The following is a 15,709-nucleotide window of genomic DNA, read 5'->3' as shown; positions in this document are numbered from 1 at the left end:
TGTTTATTCCGCTGATTTGGATTGAAACACTACTTCAGCAGGCATTCCAATCTTGAGACTTCCATCATTTTTCACCTTGACATCCAAGGCATATACCAAGTTTACTCGTTCCTCTTTGGTTTCAATCGTCTTGGGAGTAAACTCTGCCTCAGAAGCAATCCACGATATTACCCCTTCCAGCTGCCTGTAATTTTCCTTCCCATCATCCACCAACACAGTTACCTTATCATTCAGCTTTACTTGCTGAAGCAACGTTGCACTTGCATAAGCCTTTACCTTTAGTGTATTAAGATTAGCAATCTTGTAAAGCGGTGCGCCTTGCATCACAAATTCGGCAGGCTCTACAAATTTTGACAGCACGACTCCTTCAATCGGATTGGTGACCTGATGATCTTTGATTCTGTTTTCAAGTACCTTGATTTGTGCCTCAAGTGGTTTACGCTCCGACAGGATGCTGCGGTTGGCAATGCTTATCTGTCTTTTGGTGGAAGTAATCTGCTGATCAATTACCTGAATCTCTCCATCATAATCGTCCAACTGCTTTTGTGTTGCCGCCTTGGCAGCAATCAATGCTTTGGTACGTTCCCGTTCTCTTTCCATATTGCGTTTTTTCTCCAATAGGATCGCTATCTCGGGTGCTGCATCGTTCAGCTTGTCATCCAAAGCTTCCAGCCTTGCCTCCAACTGCAACTTTTCCAAATGCAGCTGAACTGTATCAATCAGTCCTACCACAGAATTCGCTTTTAGCACCATTCCTTCCTCTACCTTAAATTGAACCAGCTCACCGCTTCCTTTGGCACTTACGGTCACACTAGTCGCCTCAAAATTGCCGTAGGCATCTGACTTATCATTCTTGCCACAGGCAAATAACCCTAGTAGGACGAGGCTCAGTAAAAAATGTGTTCCTCTTTTTTTCATCATGATTAAAGTTTTCCGATTAGCGTCAGGTAAGTGATTTGAAGTTGTTGAAGCTGTACCTTGTGAAGTTCCAGCTTTTGCTTGGCTGCCAGTTCTGCATTGACCTGAATCAGGTAATCATTGGAATTTATTACGCCTTCCTGTAACTGCACTTCCGTCTGTTCCAGAATCTGCTGCTGCAAGGTTACAATCTGCTGATCATTTTCAAGCTGTACCCTGAGTGCAACCACCTTTTCCATATACTCTCTCTGCTGAGATGTTATATCAAACTCAAATGTCTTTCTATCTGCTTCACTTTCCAGTACCTGCACCTGCAGTTTTTCTCTTTCCCTGTTCGCCTTTCCCCAATCTATCAGTTTCCAGTCCAAGCGAAGTCCTCCCAAAGCATAAAGGCTATTACTGATATCAGGAAAATTCAAGGGATTCGGATAACCGATACCACCCTGTGCAAAAAGCATCAACTTAGGTCTTTTGTCTGCACTGATGGTAGCTTCCTTTGCCCTGATCAGCTCCTGCTGAAACTGATAAAGCTGCTGTTCAGGTCTTGTGATGGCAGTATCCAATTCCGAAAGCGTCATATTGGGCAACTTCAGTTCTGTTGTTGTGGAGAGTGATTTTCCCGTCAATCTTTCCAGAACAGAAAAATATGCCTTTACATCTCCCAACAGTTTTACCGAATCAGATTGCAGTTCCAGTTTTCTGACCTGAAGCTTTGCTACCTCACTTTCCAGCACTACGCCATTGGCGAGTCCAGCCTTCATCGTAGCCATATTGGTTTCGATGTCATTGATGGAAGTGGAAAGCAACTGCTGTTGCTGACGGGAAAGCTGAATGGCAAAAAACAGTTGGTTCACACGGTCTTTCAAAGTACGAAGCCTTACCTCAAGATTTTGCTGCGTGACGTTCAGTTGTGCCTCTTCCAGCTCCCGCTGTGCCTTGACGATTCCTCCATCATACAGACTGTAGTTGATATCAAGATATGCCTTATAAGATTCCAATGGCAGATCGAGTCCGAAAGGCAAGTCACCTGCCAGCGAGATATTATCACTTTGCAACGTTCCTTCTGCCTTGGCTCGCACCACCGGAAATCTTTCCTTATCCAGCAACTGCTGATTGATTTCTGAAAGTTGGGTATTTAGCTGTCTCTGCCCTGCCAACGGATAATTATTTTCAACTAAAGCATAAGCATCCTCCAGCGCTAAAGTTTCCTGCGCAAAAAGTTTGGGTTGTATCAGTACAATGAATGTACAGAGCAAGCAGGATTTGACTATTTTTCTTATCTCTCTCATAAGTATCTGAAAATAATACTTTTTTAATCAACCATATAGTTCAACCATTTGGTTGATATAAAGGTAAAAAAATTATACTAGCAGTCCATCCTTTAGAAAATTAATTACAATTTCTTTTCGCTCAAGCATCATTTGGTTGTACTGATCTGCAGGAATTTCAAGGATATTTCTAAAAATCGGATTGGCTACAAATGGAAAAACAATCAAAGACATCACAGTCAACATCAGGTGATGAGGAGGGATTGGTTTTAAAATTCCTTTTTGCTGTTCTTCAGCGACTTGAGTAAAAAATGACACAAATGCCTGATGACCACTCATTTTCGCTTTTACCTTATCCACAAAATTCAGGTGCTGTTGAGCCAGTTCATTCAACACAAACATGGGAATGTGCGGATTATGAGAGATTGTATCAATATAAACTTCCACCAAACGTTCGAGCTTTTCCATCACAGCCCCTTCTCCGGAGATGGCTTTCAACAACTCAGGAATCATCATTTCAACTGAATCATCCAGTATTTTTTCAAAAAGCATTTCTTTGCTTCTGAAATAATAATGGAGCATAGACTTGTTGATGTTGGCTTCATTGGCTATTTCCTGCATTCTTGCCCCTGCAAAGCCTTTTTTGACAAAGATGTTTTTGGCTGCTTCCAGAATCTGACGTTCCGTATCGTTTTGCATCATGAATTGTTTTTAATGAAAAAGAATCCCGCTTTCATTTAAAATAAAAAAATCCTGTAAATATAAAGTTTACAGGATTTCTTTAACAAATTCATTTGGCATCGTATAAGTGCCTCCAACTAATCCACCTTTCGGTTTTATAGATGTACGGATTACAATTCCGTTTGTTTAGCCACTACTTCTGTTTCAATCGCTACTGACTGATAACCATAGAGTAATTTTTCTTTCAGCAATTCTTTTTCTCTTGCTCCAACGCCCAATTCCTGCTCCAAGAAGTTATCCACAGTACCATATTTTTCTGCAATCGCATCATAAGCACCTTGAATAAACTCTCTTTTCACACCCATCATTTTTCTTAAAACATCAGAGTCAATACCGTACAGCAAGGCTGCTTTCTTCAGCATATCTTCTGTTTTTCCGTAGGTAAAATAATTTGTCATCAAGTATTCACTTGTAATCGTTTCCCTGTCTACCCCCACAGCTGACAAAATAAGCGCTGATGCCAATCCAGTTCTGTCTTTACCTCCTGTACAGTGAAATAACAGCGGGTAGCTTTGATCTTCCAACAGCACACTGAAAAACTTTTTGTATTTGTCTGCATACGTCAAAACAAACCCTCTATTGGCTTCATACATCATAGAATCAGCATCAAAATTACCGCTTCTCAAGTTTGCCAACATTTCCTTTTTATCAGTCATGGTAGAATCTCCAATAGGCAAGCTCACGGCATTGACCTGCTCCAGATTAGGCCAAGTATCTGGCTCTTCAGACACTTCCACACCAGATCTGAAATCACAGATAGTCTGTACATTCAGTTTCGCCAACTTACTAAAGTCATTTTCTGTCAGTTCTGATAGTTTGTCCGATCTGTAGATCACCCCCCATTTCACCTGATATCCTTCTGTTGTTCTAATCCCTCCGATATCCCTGAAGTTGTGTGCACCTTCCAACTGGATATGACGCTCTGATACAAACAGGGTATCTTCTTTTGAGATGGCTGCAAATACAGTTCTTGGATCTGTAAAAGTTCCTTGAAGTACACCTTGTTCACTGACTGCCACCTGCTCTCCTATTTGTCCTGACGCACCTGTCTTATATAGGCTATACTCAATTGAATCATTGAAACTCACCTGTAAGTTTGCAGCTTCGTCTCTACTCAACAATATTGATTCATGCAATGTATAAGCTGGTTTTTCTACTTCTTTGTACTCTCCACAAGCAGCCATCAGGAATGAAGCTACCCCAACCGCCATCAATTTCATTTTGTTTGATTTCATCTCATGATAGGATTTAAAAGTATGCGGGTGTTTGTTTGGAAGACACCCACATACAATACATTCTCTAAAAAAATTACAAGCTAAATCTGATACCCATTTGACCTTTGATTGAGTAGTATTCCACTTGCTCAGGACGACTTGTGTCACCGTGGTAATATCTCAATGGTTCGTTTGTCAGGTTGTTTACCTCAGCAAACACTCTGAAGTGGTCTGAGATAGTATAAGTAGCATTGAAGTCTAGTGTCAGGTTCTTGTCGTACCACCTGTAGTGCTCAGGACCAGCCTCAATTCTGTACTCATCTACATAGCTACCTTTGTAGTTCGCTGCCAATCTTGCAGTCAGGCCATACTTTTCGTAGAACAATGCTGCGTTAAAGATATGCTTAGGCTGTTTTCTCAAAGGCTGCACATTGATAACCTCTTCCAAAGTTTCAGCATCATATGAAGGCACTTCCACTTCTGACTTAGTGAAAGTATAGTTGGCATTTACACCAAAACCACTCAAGAAGCCAGGTAGGAATGTAAGACGCTTTGAGATACCCGCTTCAACGCCCAACAGGAAGGCATTTTTTAGGTTTTCAGGCTGTGTCAGACGAGTCGTTTGACCATCAATCACATCCTGTCTTACGTTTGTGAAAATCACGTTAGAAATATTCTTGTAGAATGCTCCACCAGAGATCAATCCTACATCATCCAGATAATACTCTGCCATTACGTCAAAGTTATCTGAGATCGTTGGCGCCAACTCTGTATTACCTTTGCTCATCTCACGGATACCATCAAGAGAAGATACTGTTTCACTTGGGTTCAAGTCGCTGAAAGATGGTCTTGCCAGTGATCTTGTATAAGCTGCTCTCAGGTTTACATTCTTGTTCATCTCATACTTCAAGTGTGCCATCGGCAACAGCTTTGCGTAATTGCTGTGAGAAGAGATCGGTGTCATAGCTACTTCACCTTCTTCATTAGTGGACAGCTGAGCACCTTCCATGGTAATGTCTGTCACTTCCAGACGAGCGCCACCTACAAAAGTCAAGGCATTTGAGATATTCCACTCTGCCATTGCATAACCTGCATATACGTCTTCAGTCGCATTAATTGCCGTCAGTGAATTTTGTGTTGGGTCACTAGCATTGAAAAACAAGCCCTGTCCTTCCTCACTTTTAGCTAATTCATAGATATTCAGAATCTCCTCACTTGTGATCTGTGGAATCAGGTAGTTCTCATAAGGTGAGCCCAGTTCCTGCAGCAATCCTCCTTTGGTATCCAGCTCGTTAAGCGCATAGTTTGACATTGGCAATTGCATTTCCTCTATTCCTAGCAGCGATCCCAATGAAAGGTAAATGTTCATTACTGTACTCGATACTCTCTCCTTGTTTTTGTATTTACCTCCAAACTTAACTTTCAGTCTGTCAGAAGGAGTCACTTCAAAGTTAAGTTGTGCATTACGGTCTTCTTCTGTGGCATTCATACCATAGAAGTAGATCATATCCATTATTTGCTCATCTGCATCAAATGTACCTTGCATCTCAGGAAGGAAAACATCACCTGAACCACCTACACTGTTTGGTGAATCGAAATCCCAGTATTTATATCCATCACTTCCAAGTTCATTGTACTGTGCACTCTGAGTAAACATGATAATTGGCAAACCTCTTTCATCCTTTGGAAGGTTCTCAGGAATAGCATTGTAGAAGTCTGATTTGTATGTAGACAGTTTCCAATCCATCTTCCAGTTTGAAGACAGTTCGTGCTCACCACCAAACTCACCACCGTACAGTTCTGTTACGAAAGCTGCTTCTCTTGTCATTACCTGTGCTTCGCCAGTTGAACCACTCTCTGGATCTGGGAAGTAGAAATTGTGCTGATTTACATATTCATTGTCATTGAACTTATTAATAAGTCCCTTGAAGAATACCTTGTTATTGACATTGATATTGTATTCAGTACCCAGATTCAGACCGATTGTTTTTCTTGAACCATTATAGTCTCTCAATTGCATGTTGTTGATTGAGTAACTCTGGGCACCTTCTTTTTCGTAGTTGTATTCCATCTCATAGTTATCTGAAGCCCACTTTCTGTCCCAGATAGCTGCTGATGCAATTACACCTAACTTATCATTAAAAAATCTGTCACCGTAGATGATCGATGCATTGTACGATCCGTCTGCTGCCTGTGCATTGTAACCACCTGCTGCACTTACGTTCAGCATTCTCTCATAAGGAGCTGTACGTGTCTGGAAGTTGATCGCACCACCAATTACGTCACCTTCCATATCAGGTGTCAGTGCTTTAGTTACCGATACATATTCGATCAGTTCTGAAGGGATAATATCCAATGCAGTACCACGACCGCCATTCATAAAGTCTGATGAAGGCATACGGTCACCGTTAAGCAAGGTAGCATTCCAAGAGATTGGCGTACCCCTTACGATAGCGAAACGTCCTTCACCTTGGTCTCTCTCGATAGAAACACCCTGAACACGTTGTACCGCCTCAGCTGCGTTTCTGTCCGGAAGCTTACCAATACCGTCAGCTGCCAAAATATTCTGGATTGCCAATGATTGCTTCTGAATACTCAAAGCTCTCATTTGAGATGGCATATAGGTACCTCTTACCAGTACTTCTTCCAATTGCTCTGAGTCTTCACTCAAGCTGATTGGATCCAGTGTTAAAGTCTCTCCATCTTTGATAGAGAAGTTCAGTTCTGTTGCCTCATAACCGACATAAGACATGTTCAAGGTATAAGCACCTGCGGCCAAACCTTTGATCATAAACTTACCGTTGACATCAGTTACATCACCATTGCTGGTACCTTTGATGACCACACTTACGCCTGGAAGTGTACCAGAAGCATCTTTGACTAAACCTACAACTTTAGCTGTACCTTGCGCCAGGGCTTCTCCTCCCATAACGCCCGCCAAAATCATTAAGAAAATAGCGTAGAATAATTTTTTCATTGAATCAGTTTTAAAAACTTTTGAATGGATTTTCAATTGACGATGCAAGGTTAAATCCACTCAAAAAAATATGCGTCTGTACCAATTGGCTCGGTCAACTTGGCGTACAAACCCAACGGATCACACACACAACTAACTGATTATTAATATCATAACCATTATTAAGCTTCTATTTCGTTTATATTACCATTAGATCACTTGATATTTTGATGGAGGAACTCCCTCAATTTTCTTGAAGTAGGTATTGAAAGTAGACTTGGAGTTGAATCCACAGGCTAATGCCAACTGCAATAAGTTGTCGTGTTTGTCAGATGCCATTTGCTTTTTGGCTTCCTCAATTCGGTATTCATTGACAAACTGGTAAAAAGTTTTTCCTAGCTGCTTGTTCAGTACTTCGGTCAGGTTATGTTTCGAAATACCGGTTTTGTCTGCTAGGTCTGCCAATGTCAGTTCTGACTCCAGATAGAGGCGGTCTTTTTCCATCAAGTCTTTCAGTTGCTCCATATGACGGATTGCATCTTCCTCTTTAAGACCTGACTTTGAATATTTCTTTTTCTGAGGTCTGTCTTCAAGTGTGATATCACTATAGGAAGACATCACGCCTTGCTCTACGACAGCATGGGTGCCAATACTCAACGTATTGTGTTTCAAAATCCAGAACACAAAAAACAAAAGGTTGGAGTATCCGATATACCTCAGGACAAATGACGACGATTCAGCATCCTCTACCCAATGGAAGTTTAGCCATAACCAAGCATTGATCAAGAATACCGCTGCCATGTTAATCACGATCGGCACCAATATCCATTTGACCTCTTTCACTTCACTTTTTTGTACCAAATACATGCTGTAAGAGACATATATCATGGAGGAGAGCATAATATAAGAACCACCCCATTGCGCATAGTTTTTCAACAGGACAATATCAGCCTCAAGATAAGTATGAATCAGCACTCCTATATATACTACAGAAAGAAGCAGGAAAGGGAGAAAATGAATGATATGGAATAGTCTGGATGGGGATTCTTGCCTGATCTCAGTACGGACATAAAAATAGATCAATGGTCCATATGCCGCTGCAAACGAAGTAACAAGGTACTTGAACAGTAACTCGTATTGTAATACTTCCAACAGGATAAACTTAATTGAGAGGTGTAAGGAAATCAGGACCAGCAGGTATAATAGGTATTTTTTGGCAGTTTGTTGGTAAAGACCTTTCCACAGTAAAAAGCTTGCAATTGATGCCTGTGTCATCGCCACAGTAAGAATAAACTCCATAGTACTTAACGGTTATAATGAAAATTATTCCAAAATAAATACATGAAGTTTACCTCAGTGTTGCGTAAGGATTAACAACTCCCCTTACCTTGCTGACAACAGGGCATCAATCAAAAAAAACAGGCATTCCTGATATTAAATTGAGGTTCTTTTGATAACAGTACCCGAAATTCTCACTTCAGTGTACGTATATGTCTGATCATAAATAAGCGCCTCTTTTTCAACCAAGTCAATTTCCAAACTTACAAAAGCATCACCTCCTCTTTTAACTGCCTCATTATATGCCCTATACAATACATTGTCCATATTCATTTCTTCTACAGCCAAACCATAGCAGAAGTATGTTGAACCCCGCACATACATAGGTTCATAGTTAGGCATATTTTGCTCAACATAATTGATAATCACGTGCTTCTCGACCATCTTTCCATTGAAAAGTATTTCTATATCAGGCGTGTATTTTAAGTTAAGAACGGCTAATGTTTGATGTGGTCCAGAATAAGATTGGTCACTGAAAAGGAATCCTTTATTCAAATATTTTCTGAAGTCAAATCCTGCTACTTCAATCCCTGACTTAGGCGAGATAGTAATAGGTTTCATAAAAGTACATGCTGCAAACAGGACGGATGCAACAATTGATACCAGCAGTTTTCTCATTGGGTTTTATTTTTCATTAAAAAAGTGATCGATTGGATCAAGTAAATCAAACTCTAATATACTTTCTTAAAAAATGAGGTATACCACTAATCCAAAGAATAATCATACTCTGTCCCCCCCTAGAAACAGAAAAACCCTCCCTACGAGACCGTAAGGAGGGTTTATTGTGGAGTCGGAGGGAATCGAACCCTCGTCCAGAGAAGGGAGCTGTCGGACCTTCTACATGCTTAGTTACACTTTAAATTTTCGAGAGTAGGCAGGTAGGCAACAACCAACCAAACTCCTTAGTTACTGAGAGTTTCGCTATCTGCTAGTAACATCGCTTCAAGCTAGATCTATCGGTTCGACACCCCAAAATCCGCACAGATAGATCAGTGCGCGGTGGGATGTGGCCAGGGAGTGCGGTTAGGCAACTCAACCTATTATGCCTCTAATTCTCAACTCAGAAGAGGAGATTAGGCAGCCATAGCGTAGTTAGACTCGCCAATTATGGTTCGAGCGAATTTTTCAAGGATGTACACTCGCCACCCTGCATGCTTACGTACGCAACTACTCAACCTGTCAAATCCAGTCGACCCCTTACTGGGTCTCTCCTTATTGGAGAATATATATTTACGCTTAGGAGCGACTTCCTCTCCATTGAGAGGACTGCAAAGATAATAACTATTTTCTTCTTATCAAATACGTAACCGAAAGAAAAAAGTTGGATAATACAAAGGGCTACTTCCATTTTTCAGAAAGCAGCCCTTGAATACTGTATTATTATTCAGGAGTTCCCTGTATCAGATCAGATACGGTAAACCCATCCTTTCGTATCCTCAATCAATCCTCTTTGGATGCCCTGCAATGTCTCCTTCACTTTCGCTGAAACGGTACGGCTCTCTACTGGAGGCAATTCCAGTTTTTCACCATCGTTTCCGATAGAAGCAATAGGAGCAATCGTTACAGCTGTACCAGTACCGAATGCATCTTTCAATGTTCCGTTTTTGGCAGCCTCAATGATTTCTGCTACAGACACTCTTCTTTCCTCTACTTTCAAGCCCATACCCTCAAGAATTTCCAGTACACTCAGACGTGTAATACTTCTCAGGATTGTGTCTTCTACAGGTACAGTAGGTGCTGTGACAATCGTATCATTAATCTGGAACATCACGTTCATTGTTCCTGACTCCTCGATGTACTTGTGCTCACTAGAGTCTGTCCATAACAGCTGGTCGTAGCCTTGTTCTGCTGCTAGTTTAGCAGGCAACAGTGAAGCTGCGTAGTTACCAGCCACTTTAGCAAAACCAGTTCCTCCAGCACATGTACGAGAGTACTCTTTCTCCACTTTTACGTTTACAGGCTTACTGTAGTAAACTCCTGCAGGTCCTGTTACAATAGCAAAAGTATAAGTATTGGATGGTCTCATACCCAAAAAGGCATCAGTTGCAAACATAAACGGTCTGATGTACAGTGAGCTACCTTGTGTATCAGGTACCCATTTTCTGTCAAGATCAAGTAGTTTATGCAATCCTTGCATAAAGATTTCTGTAGGAAGCTCCGGCATACACATACGTTTTGCCGACTCATTCAAACGAAGCGCATTGTCTTCAGGTCTGAATACCAATACCTCCTTTGGATTTTTCTCATTTCTGAAAGCTTTCAGTCCTTCAAAGATTGCCTGACCATAATGCAGTGCGGATGTTGTGGGGCTCAGTGAAAAATCACTGTAAGGGACGATTCGAAGGTCTTGCCATTTTCCATCCTTGTAATCAGCCACAAACATGTGGTCTGAATAATGCTTTCCGAACGGAATATCGTTGAAATCGATCTGTGGCAGTCTTGACTGCTCTGTTTGTGTGATTTTGATGTCTACTGCGAGGTCTTGCATCGTGATGTTGTTTTGTTAGTACTAAACGGATATTCTCTATCCGCCACGCAATTTCCAGAATAATTATTGAAGGTGCAAAAATGCATAGGCGCTTAAGGATTCTAGCAGGGGCTATTCTTTGTCAAACCACCAGTGTTGAATCACTTTCAGCATATCGGCATGTACACCGGGTGCTGCTGCCAACATTTCCTTACCAAATATATGATCCGTTCCACCCTTGAAGTCTGTGACATTCCCTCCAGCTTCCTCTACCAGAATTACTCCTGCTGCTACATCCCAAGGTTTCAGGTTATATTCAAAAAAGCCTTCGAACCTGCCTGCTGCGACATAAGCCATATCAACAGCCGCTGATCCCATCCTTCTCAGACCGTGTGAATGTTTCATCATATCGGTCAGGATCTCCATATACTGAGGCATTTTGACAAAGTCAATAAATGGGAAGCCTGTTGCTACCAACCCTTTCTTAAGCTTTGTCTGCTTGGACACCATCATTGGCTTATCATTCAGGTAAGCGCCTCCGCCACGATAAGCATAGAAACATTCGTCCAAGTTCAATTCATGCACCAACCCAAAAGCCACGTTTTCTTCATCCATCAGGGCGATACTAATGGCAAATGTCGGTACACCATGTATAAAGTTGGTAGTTCCATCAAGGGGATCCACTATCCAGTTCCAATCACCTTCCTTCTTCTCCCCTGTTCCTTCTTCTGCTATAAATCCAGCCTCCGGTACAATCTGACTCAGTTTTTCCACCAACATCTTCTCGGCAGTCTTATCCACATAGGAGACCATGTCATTCATACCTTTATACTCCACATGATCACGGTCAAACCCATTGAATTCCCCCATAATAAAGGTTCGAACCTGCTGAGAGAGTTCTTTAACTTGTCTGGCTATACTTGCTAAATCCATAACTCTTGTTTAGAAAGAATACAACAATTAATCTTTTATAGCGATAGGAGATACTCTCCTATTTTAATACACTCTAAATTTCCGCTTTATTTTTGTATTTCGGCAAGATTTCATAAAAAAACCTCCGTATCAAGATATACAGAGGCTCATGGATATTGTTATAATCGTCATATCATTATCTCAATTTCCTTCTGATTTCCTCTATTTTAAATTGTCTGTCGAATGAATATGTGCTTTTTTCCTGCTGATCAATATATTCAATCAGTTTTAGGATTTTCTCCAATTTGACTCGGTCAGACTTCCCTGTCATCTCTTCCTTGATCTGTACTTCATATAAAAGCAACTCTGCCACGGCATTTACTTGTTCCAGAAAAAAGCCTTTGCTGATCATCACTTCCAGCAGTTCTCTTGCTGAAAAGGCATCGATCTCTGCTTTTTTCAGGTCAGATACTTTTTCAATATTTATTGAAATAGTCTCCAGTGCTTCCATGTGTTTACCTTCTTGTGAAAGTTTAAGTGCCTTGGCTAAAAATAGGGCTAACTGATCAACAATACGTTTAATGTAGTCTTTTTCGCTTTGGATCATGTCGGTGATTATTTAGGTAAAGAATATGATTGCTATCAATGGGTAATTCATATCCACCCCCTTTGCTTACTGCGCATTGAAAAAATAATCAGTATTTTAGTTAAACCTTTCCTTAAAGAATTAGTCAACCGAGTAATAATACAATACTTAAAATTCCTGACTATATGAATATTACCAATCTCTTACTAAATATTTCAACTATATTCTTATTTTCCAAATAATCCTGTCATGGAAAATTACAAAAATAATCTCATCTTATTTATACTTCTGCTATTCGCCTATATTGCCCCCCCCTTGAATTCAGCAAAGGCACAGGATTTACGTGCATTGGAGCTGGCCGTTTCACCATTAGGGCTTACCTATTCTCCTTTTATTGCCACTGACAGGAATCTCTCTCAAAGCATTGCGCTTTTCTATAATATTTCCAAGAGGTTCTCTCTAGGGCTACGGTTCCAAAACAACACTTTCAATGATCTCTATACGATTAAGCAGTACTCCAACCTGACCTTTACACCAGACCAGAACTTTGATGCCGGCGCCGCTTTTCTTGATTTCAGTTTTGATGAGAATATCGAATACAATGTCGAGTCATACAGCCTTATCTTACGTTACCACTTCACAAAACTCCAGAGGTTCAACCCCTACTTTGGTATCGCAGTCTCTTTCAACCATCGTTTTACGCAAATTGAGGAATTTGGAGATGCCTCTGACCTTGGTACTGATGAAAGGGTCAGAAGCCTTTCTGAAGCAACCATAGGATACAATACAGGAAACAGGAACCCACAGTTCTTTGATGAAGAGATTCATGAGACTGACTTCCTTATTCAAAAACACAATACTTCTGTTGGGTTTGTAGCGGGGCTCAACTGGAACCTTTCACGTACTTTTGCCATCGAGTTCCAAACCATGGTGATTGACCTGTTCAACAGGGTTACCCTACCTAATGCACAAGAAACCATATTTGTATTAAAAACAGGTCCAGATGCACAGGGTTTTGCAGAGAGACTTACATTCCTGAACCCAAGAGAGGATAGGTTGTTTAAGGATCCAGACAACAATAGGGTCATTGCTTATTTTGGATCAAGCTCAGGATCACCTAACACTGCTCCGATTATTTATTTTGAAGTATCGTTTATTATAAAGGCTTTTTACAAGAAGTAGCCCTACGCCCAGTTTCCATTACGCAAACAGTTTAAACCCTAACAGCACAAAGCATATGGAAAAGCACAATGTCCTTTTTATAGTATGGTTACTGTTTTTAGCTCCCTTGCTTTCACCTTCATCAAAAGCACAAGACCTGAAAGCATTGGAAATTGCTGTTTCACCATTAGGAACGCCTTTTCAACCTTTCATTGCAACAAGTAGACAACTCTCTCAAAGCTACGCTGCTTACTATAACCTTTCTAGAAAGTTCTCTATTGGCTTCAGATTCCAAAACAATAGTTTCAATGACCAATACACTATAAAGGAATTTTCAGATCTACATTACACTGATGGAACATTAGACTTAGCCAAAACGCTTGTATTCTTCTCTATTGAAGACAATGTTGACTACCATGTTGACTCCTATAGTTTTTTACTAAAGTACCACTTTTCACGACTTAAAAATTTCAATCCTTTTGTTGGCCTTGCTGTATCTCTAAACCATCGATACACTGAAATTAAACAGTTTGAGGAAGATACAAGCACTGGGGTAGATCAACGAGCCAAAAGCCTTTCAGAAGCCACTCGAGGTTACAATACAGGGGTTTTCTCTCCAGAAGAAATTCTTACTGTTGACCCATTTGTTACCAATGAGTTTTTGGTTTCAAGACATAATGTTTCAGGAAGTCTAGTCGCTGGTATAGATTGGAATTTCTCAAGGTCATTTGCTTTACAATTTCAGGTTATAGCCATTGACTTAATTAACAGGGTAACTATTCCAAATATATATGAAACCGTTTTTGTCTTTAAAAATGGTCCTGATGCACAACAATTTGCTGAAAATGTACTTTTTCCCAATCCCAGAGAAAACAGACAATTCAAAGACCCTAACTCTAAAAACGTTATTGCTTTTTTAGGCTCAAGCTCTGGTACCCCAGTTCGATCTCCTATCGTTTATATTGAGCTTTCTTTTATTATGAAACTGTTCTACAAAAAATGACTGTATTATTTGAAGTTCCGCTTAATGAGATTTAACCTGAGCATTGAAAACATGAATTGATAAAATAATTAGTATTTTACAGAAGACTTACATCCTGCTACACAAGCATTTCTTACCACATCCAAGAATACCCAAGTATTTCAACCGGTTTTTTTCCAAAAAACCCTGATATGGAAAAACAAATCACTACTCTATACTTATTCCTAGTTACCTTTATTTCACTTTGTATTTTACCTAAAAAGGAACTCAAAGCGCAAGACCTCAAAACATTTGAGATTCAGGTCTCGCCTCTTGTAATTCCTTTGGCTCCAATTATCAGTTTTAACCGTGAGTTGGAACAAGCCTATGCCTTATTTTACAATGTCAACTCAAACTTTGCTATTGGAGTACGATACAGCATTTCAAGATTCAGTGATATATATACTGCTCAAGACAATTCAAATCTTGTATTACTTGAAGAACCAAATGGAGAGTTTAATATTGACCTAGGCAACCTGTTTGTAACTACAGCACTTGAACAAAACATCAATTATTCTATCGAGTCGTTTAGCCTCCTGTTTAGATACAATTTTGCTAAGTTCAGAACAATTAATCCATTTGTTGCGATTCCTATTTCCTATAATTATAGATCTACACGCATAAAAAAGTTCTCTAGTGTTTCAAACTTTGGCAATGAACAATACCTGCTAGACCTGTCAAATGCAAGTGAAGGATTTGACTTCTCCAGCCCCCCAGACTTTACCAGTAGAGATGATATAGTCCCTGTCCCCTTTAACATGTCACACAGAAACATGTCCATTGGAGTTTTAGCTGGCATTGAATGGAATATAAACAGGACATTTTCCATCAATGCTGCTTTTACTGTTGTAGATTTCATCAACAGGATTGGGTTACCCAATACAGAAGAAGTACAGTTTATCCGTAAGACTGGACCTGATGCACAGACTGTAGCCGAGCTGATCACGCTGCCTAACTTACAAGATGATCAAATATTCAAAGACCCTAACACAAGCAATGTAATTGCCTACCTTGGACAAAGCACTTCAGAAGAGGTCACAAGAGCTGTCATCACCTTTGAAGTATCATTTATCTTCAAGTGCTTTTTCAAAAAATAAACCTAAACCTCCTATCTATTACCCATTTTG

13 protein-coding genes and 1 other RNA gene are annotated in these 15,709 nt (G+C 40.3%); 3 read left to right on the top strand and 11 right to left on the bottom strand.

Annotated features, from left to right (window positions below):
- Window positions 1-3: 3 nt before the first annotated feature.
- From V6R21_RS10465 to V6R21_RS10415, 11 genes are all read right to left on the bottom strand, one after another.
- Window positions 4-921 carry an HlyD family secretion protein gene (locus V6R21_RS10465; RefSeq protein ID WP_334243468.1) on the bottom strand — a complete coding sequence of 306 codons (918 nt, stop codon included), beginning with the start codon at window positions 919-921 and terminating at the stop codon, window positions 4-6.
- 2 nt (window positions 922-923) lie between these two features.
- Window positions 924-2,207 carry a TolC family protein gene (locus V6R21_RS10460; RefSeq protein ID WP_334243466.1) on the bottom strand — a complete coding sequence of 428 codons (1,284 nt, stop codon included), beginning with the start codon at window positions 2,205-2,207 and terminating at the stop codon, window positions 924-926.
- Window positions 2,208-2,279: 72 nt separating this feature from the next.
- On the bottom strand, window positions 2,280-2,885 hold the full coding sequence (locus tag V6R21_RS10455) for a TetR/AcrR family transcriptional regulator (protein ID WP_334243463.1): 606 nt from the start codon (window positions 2,883-2,885) through the stop codon (window positions 2,280-2,282).
- 152 nt (window positions 2,886-3,037) lie between these two features.
- Entirely contained in the window at window positions 3,038-4,162 is a 1,125-nt protein-coding gene (locus V6R21_RS10450) for a tyrosine-protein phosphatase (RefSeq protein ID WP_334243461.1), read from the bottom strand.
- 73 nt (window positions 4,163-4,235) lie between these two features.
- Window positions 4,236-7,118: a TonB-dependent receptor gene (locus V6R21_RS10445; protein ID WP_334243459.1), complete on the bottom strand. Its 2,883-nt coding sequence runs from the start codon at window positions 7,116-7,118 to the stop codon at window positions 4,236-4,238.
- A 189-nt stretch (window positions 7,119-7,307) separates the two neighbouring features.
- Window positions 7,308-8,396 (bottom strand): helix-turn-helix domain-containing protein, encoded by a 1,089-nt coding sequence (locus V6R21_RS10440; RefSeq protein WP_334243458.1) that lies wholly within the window; start codon window positions 8,394-8,396, stop codon window positions 7,308-7,310.
- 135 nt (window positions 8,397-8,531) lie between these two features.
- Entirely contained in the window at window positions 8,532-9,053 is a 522-nt protein-coding gene (locus tag V6R21_RS10435; protein WP_334243456.1) for a hypothetical protein, read from the bottom strand.
- 164 nt (window positions 9,054-9,217) lie between these two features.
- Window positions 9,218-9,632: a transfer-messenger RNA gene (gene ssrA, locus V6R21_RS10430) on the bottom strand.
- 208 nt (window positions 9,633-9,840) lie between these two features.
- Window positions 9,841-10,923, bottom strand: coding sequence for a branched-chain amino acid aminotransferase (locus tag V6R21_RS10425; protein WP_334243454.1), 1,083 nt, complete (start codon window positions 10,921-10,923; stop codon window positions 9,841-9,843).
- Between the two features lie 111 nt (window positions 10,924-11,034).
- Window positions 11,035-11,835 (bottom strand): inositol monophosphatase family protein, encoded by an 801-nt coding sequence (locus tag V6R21_RS10420; protein ID WP_334243452.1) that lies wholly within the window; start codon window positions 11,833-11,835, stop codon window positions 11,035-11,037.
- Between the two features lie 175 nt (window positions 11,836-12,010).
- On the bottom strand, window positions 12,011-12,421 hold the full coding sequence (locus V6R21_RS10415; protein ID WP_334243450.1) for a hypothetical protein: 411 nt from the start codon (window positions 12,419-12,421) through the stop codon (window positions 12,011-12,013).
- 228 nt (window positions 12,422-12,649) lie between these two features.
- Here V6R21_RS10415 and V6R21_RS10410 point away from each other — a divergent pair, with 228 nt between their 5' ends.
- The 3 genes from V6R21_RS10410 (at window position 12,650) to V6R21_RS10400 (ending at window position 15,679) form a co-directional block, all read left to right on the top strand.
- Window positions 12,650-13,582 (top strand): hypothetical protein, encoded by a 933-nt coding sequence (locus tag V6R21_RS10410; protein ID WP_334243448.1) that lies wholly within the window; start codon window positions 12,650-12,652, stop codon window positions 13,580-13,582.
- Window positions 13,583-13,727: 145 nt separating this feature from the next.
- Window positions 13,728-14,564 carry a hypothetical protein gene (locus V6R21_RS10405; protein ID WP_334243446.1) on the top strand — a complete coding sequence of 279 codons (837 nt, stop codon included), beginning with the start codon at window positions 13,728-13,730 and terminating at the stop codon, window positions 14,562-14,564.
- Between the two features lie 170 nt (window positions 14,565-14,734).
- Window positions 14,735-15,679: a hypothetical protein gene (locus tag V6R21_RS10400; protein ID WP_334243442.1), complete on the top strand. Its 945-nt coding sequence runs from the start codon at window positions 14,735-14,737 to the stop codon at window positions 15,677-15,679.
- The last annotated feature ends 30 nt before the right edge of the window (window positions 15,680-15,709 follow it).

It is taken from the genome of Limibacter armeniacum, from assembly GCF_036880985.1.
Taxonomy (GTDB): domain Bacteria; phylum Bacteroidota; class Bacteroidia; order Cytophagales; family Flammeovirgaceae; genus Limibacter; species Limibacter armeniacum.
Note: the sequence above shows the minus strand (reverse complement) of the source record. Positions and strands in the feature narration are given on the sequence as shown.

Bases quoted from the DNA above. Each gene is read 5' to 3' on its own strand.
- V6R21_RS10465 (WP_334243468.1), bottom strand. From the start codon at position 921: ATGATGAAAAAAAGAGGAACACATTTTTTACTGAGCCTCGTCCTACTA.
- V6R21_RS10460 (WP_334243466.1), bottom strand. From the start codon at position 2,207: ATGAGAGAGATAAGAAAAATAGTCAAATCCTGCTTGCTCTGTACATTC.
- V6R21_RS10455 (WP_334243463.1), bottom strand. From the start codon at position 2,885: ATGCAAAACGATACGGAACGTCAGATTCTGGAAGCAGCCAAAAACATC.
- V6R21_RS10450 (WP_334243461.1), bottom strand. From the start codon at position 4,162: ATGAAATCAAACAAAATGAAATTGATGGCGGTTGGGGTAGCTTCATTC.
- V6R21_RS10445 (WP_334243459.1), bottom strand. From the start codon at position 7,118: ATGAAAAAATTATTCTACGCTATTTTCTTAATGATTTTGGCGGGCGTT.
- V6R21_RS10440 (WP_334243458.1), bottom strand. From the start codon at position 8,396: ATGGAGTTTATTCTTACTGTGGCGATGACACAGGCATCAATTGCAAGC.
- V6R21_RS10435 (WP_334243456.1), bottom strand. From the start codon at position 9,053: ATGAGAAAACTGCTGGTATCAATTGTTGCATCCGTCCTGTTTGCAGCA.
- V6R21_RS10425 (WP_334243454.1), bottom strand. From the start codon at position 10,923: ATGCAAGACCTCGCAGTAGACATCAAAATCACACAAACAGAGCAGTCA.
- V6R21_RS10420 (WP_334243452.1), bottom strand. From the start codon at position 11,835: ATGGATTTAGCAAGTATAGCCAGACAAGTTAAAGAACTCTCTCAGCAG.
- V6R21_RS10415 (WP_334243450.1), bottom strand. From the start codon at position 12,421: ATGATCCAAAGCGAAAAAGACTACATTAAACGTATTGTTGATCAGTTA.
- V6R21_RS10410 (WP_334243448.1), top strand. From the start codon at position 12,650: ATGGAAAATTACAAAAATAATCTCATCTTATTTATACTTCTGCTATTC.
- V6R21_RS10400 (WP_334243442.1), top strand. From the start codon at position 14,735: ATGGAAAAACAAATCACTACTCTATACTTATTCCTAGTTACCTTTATT.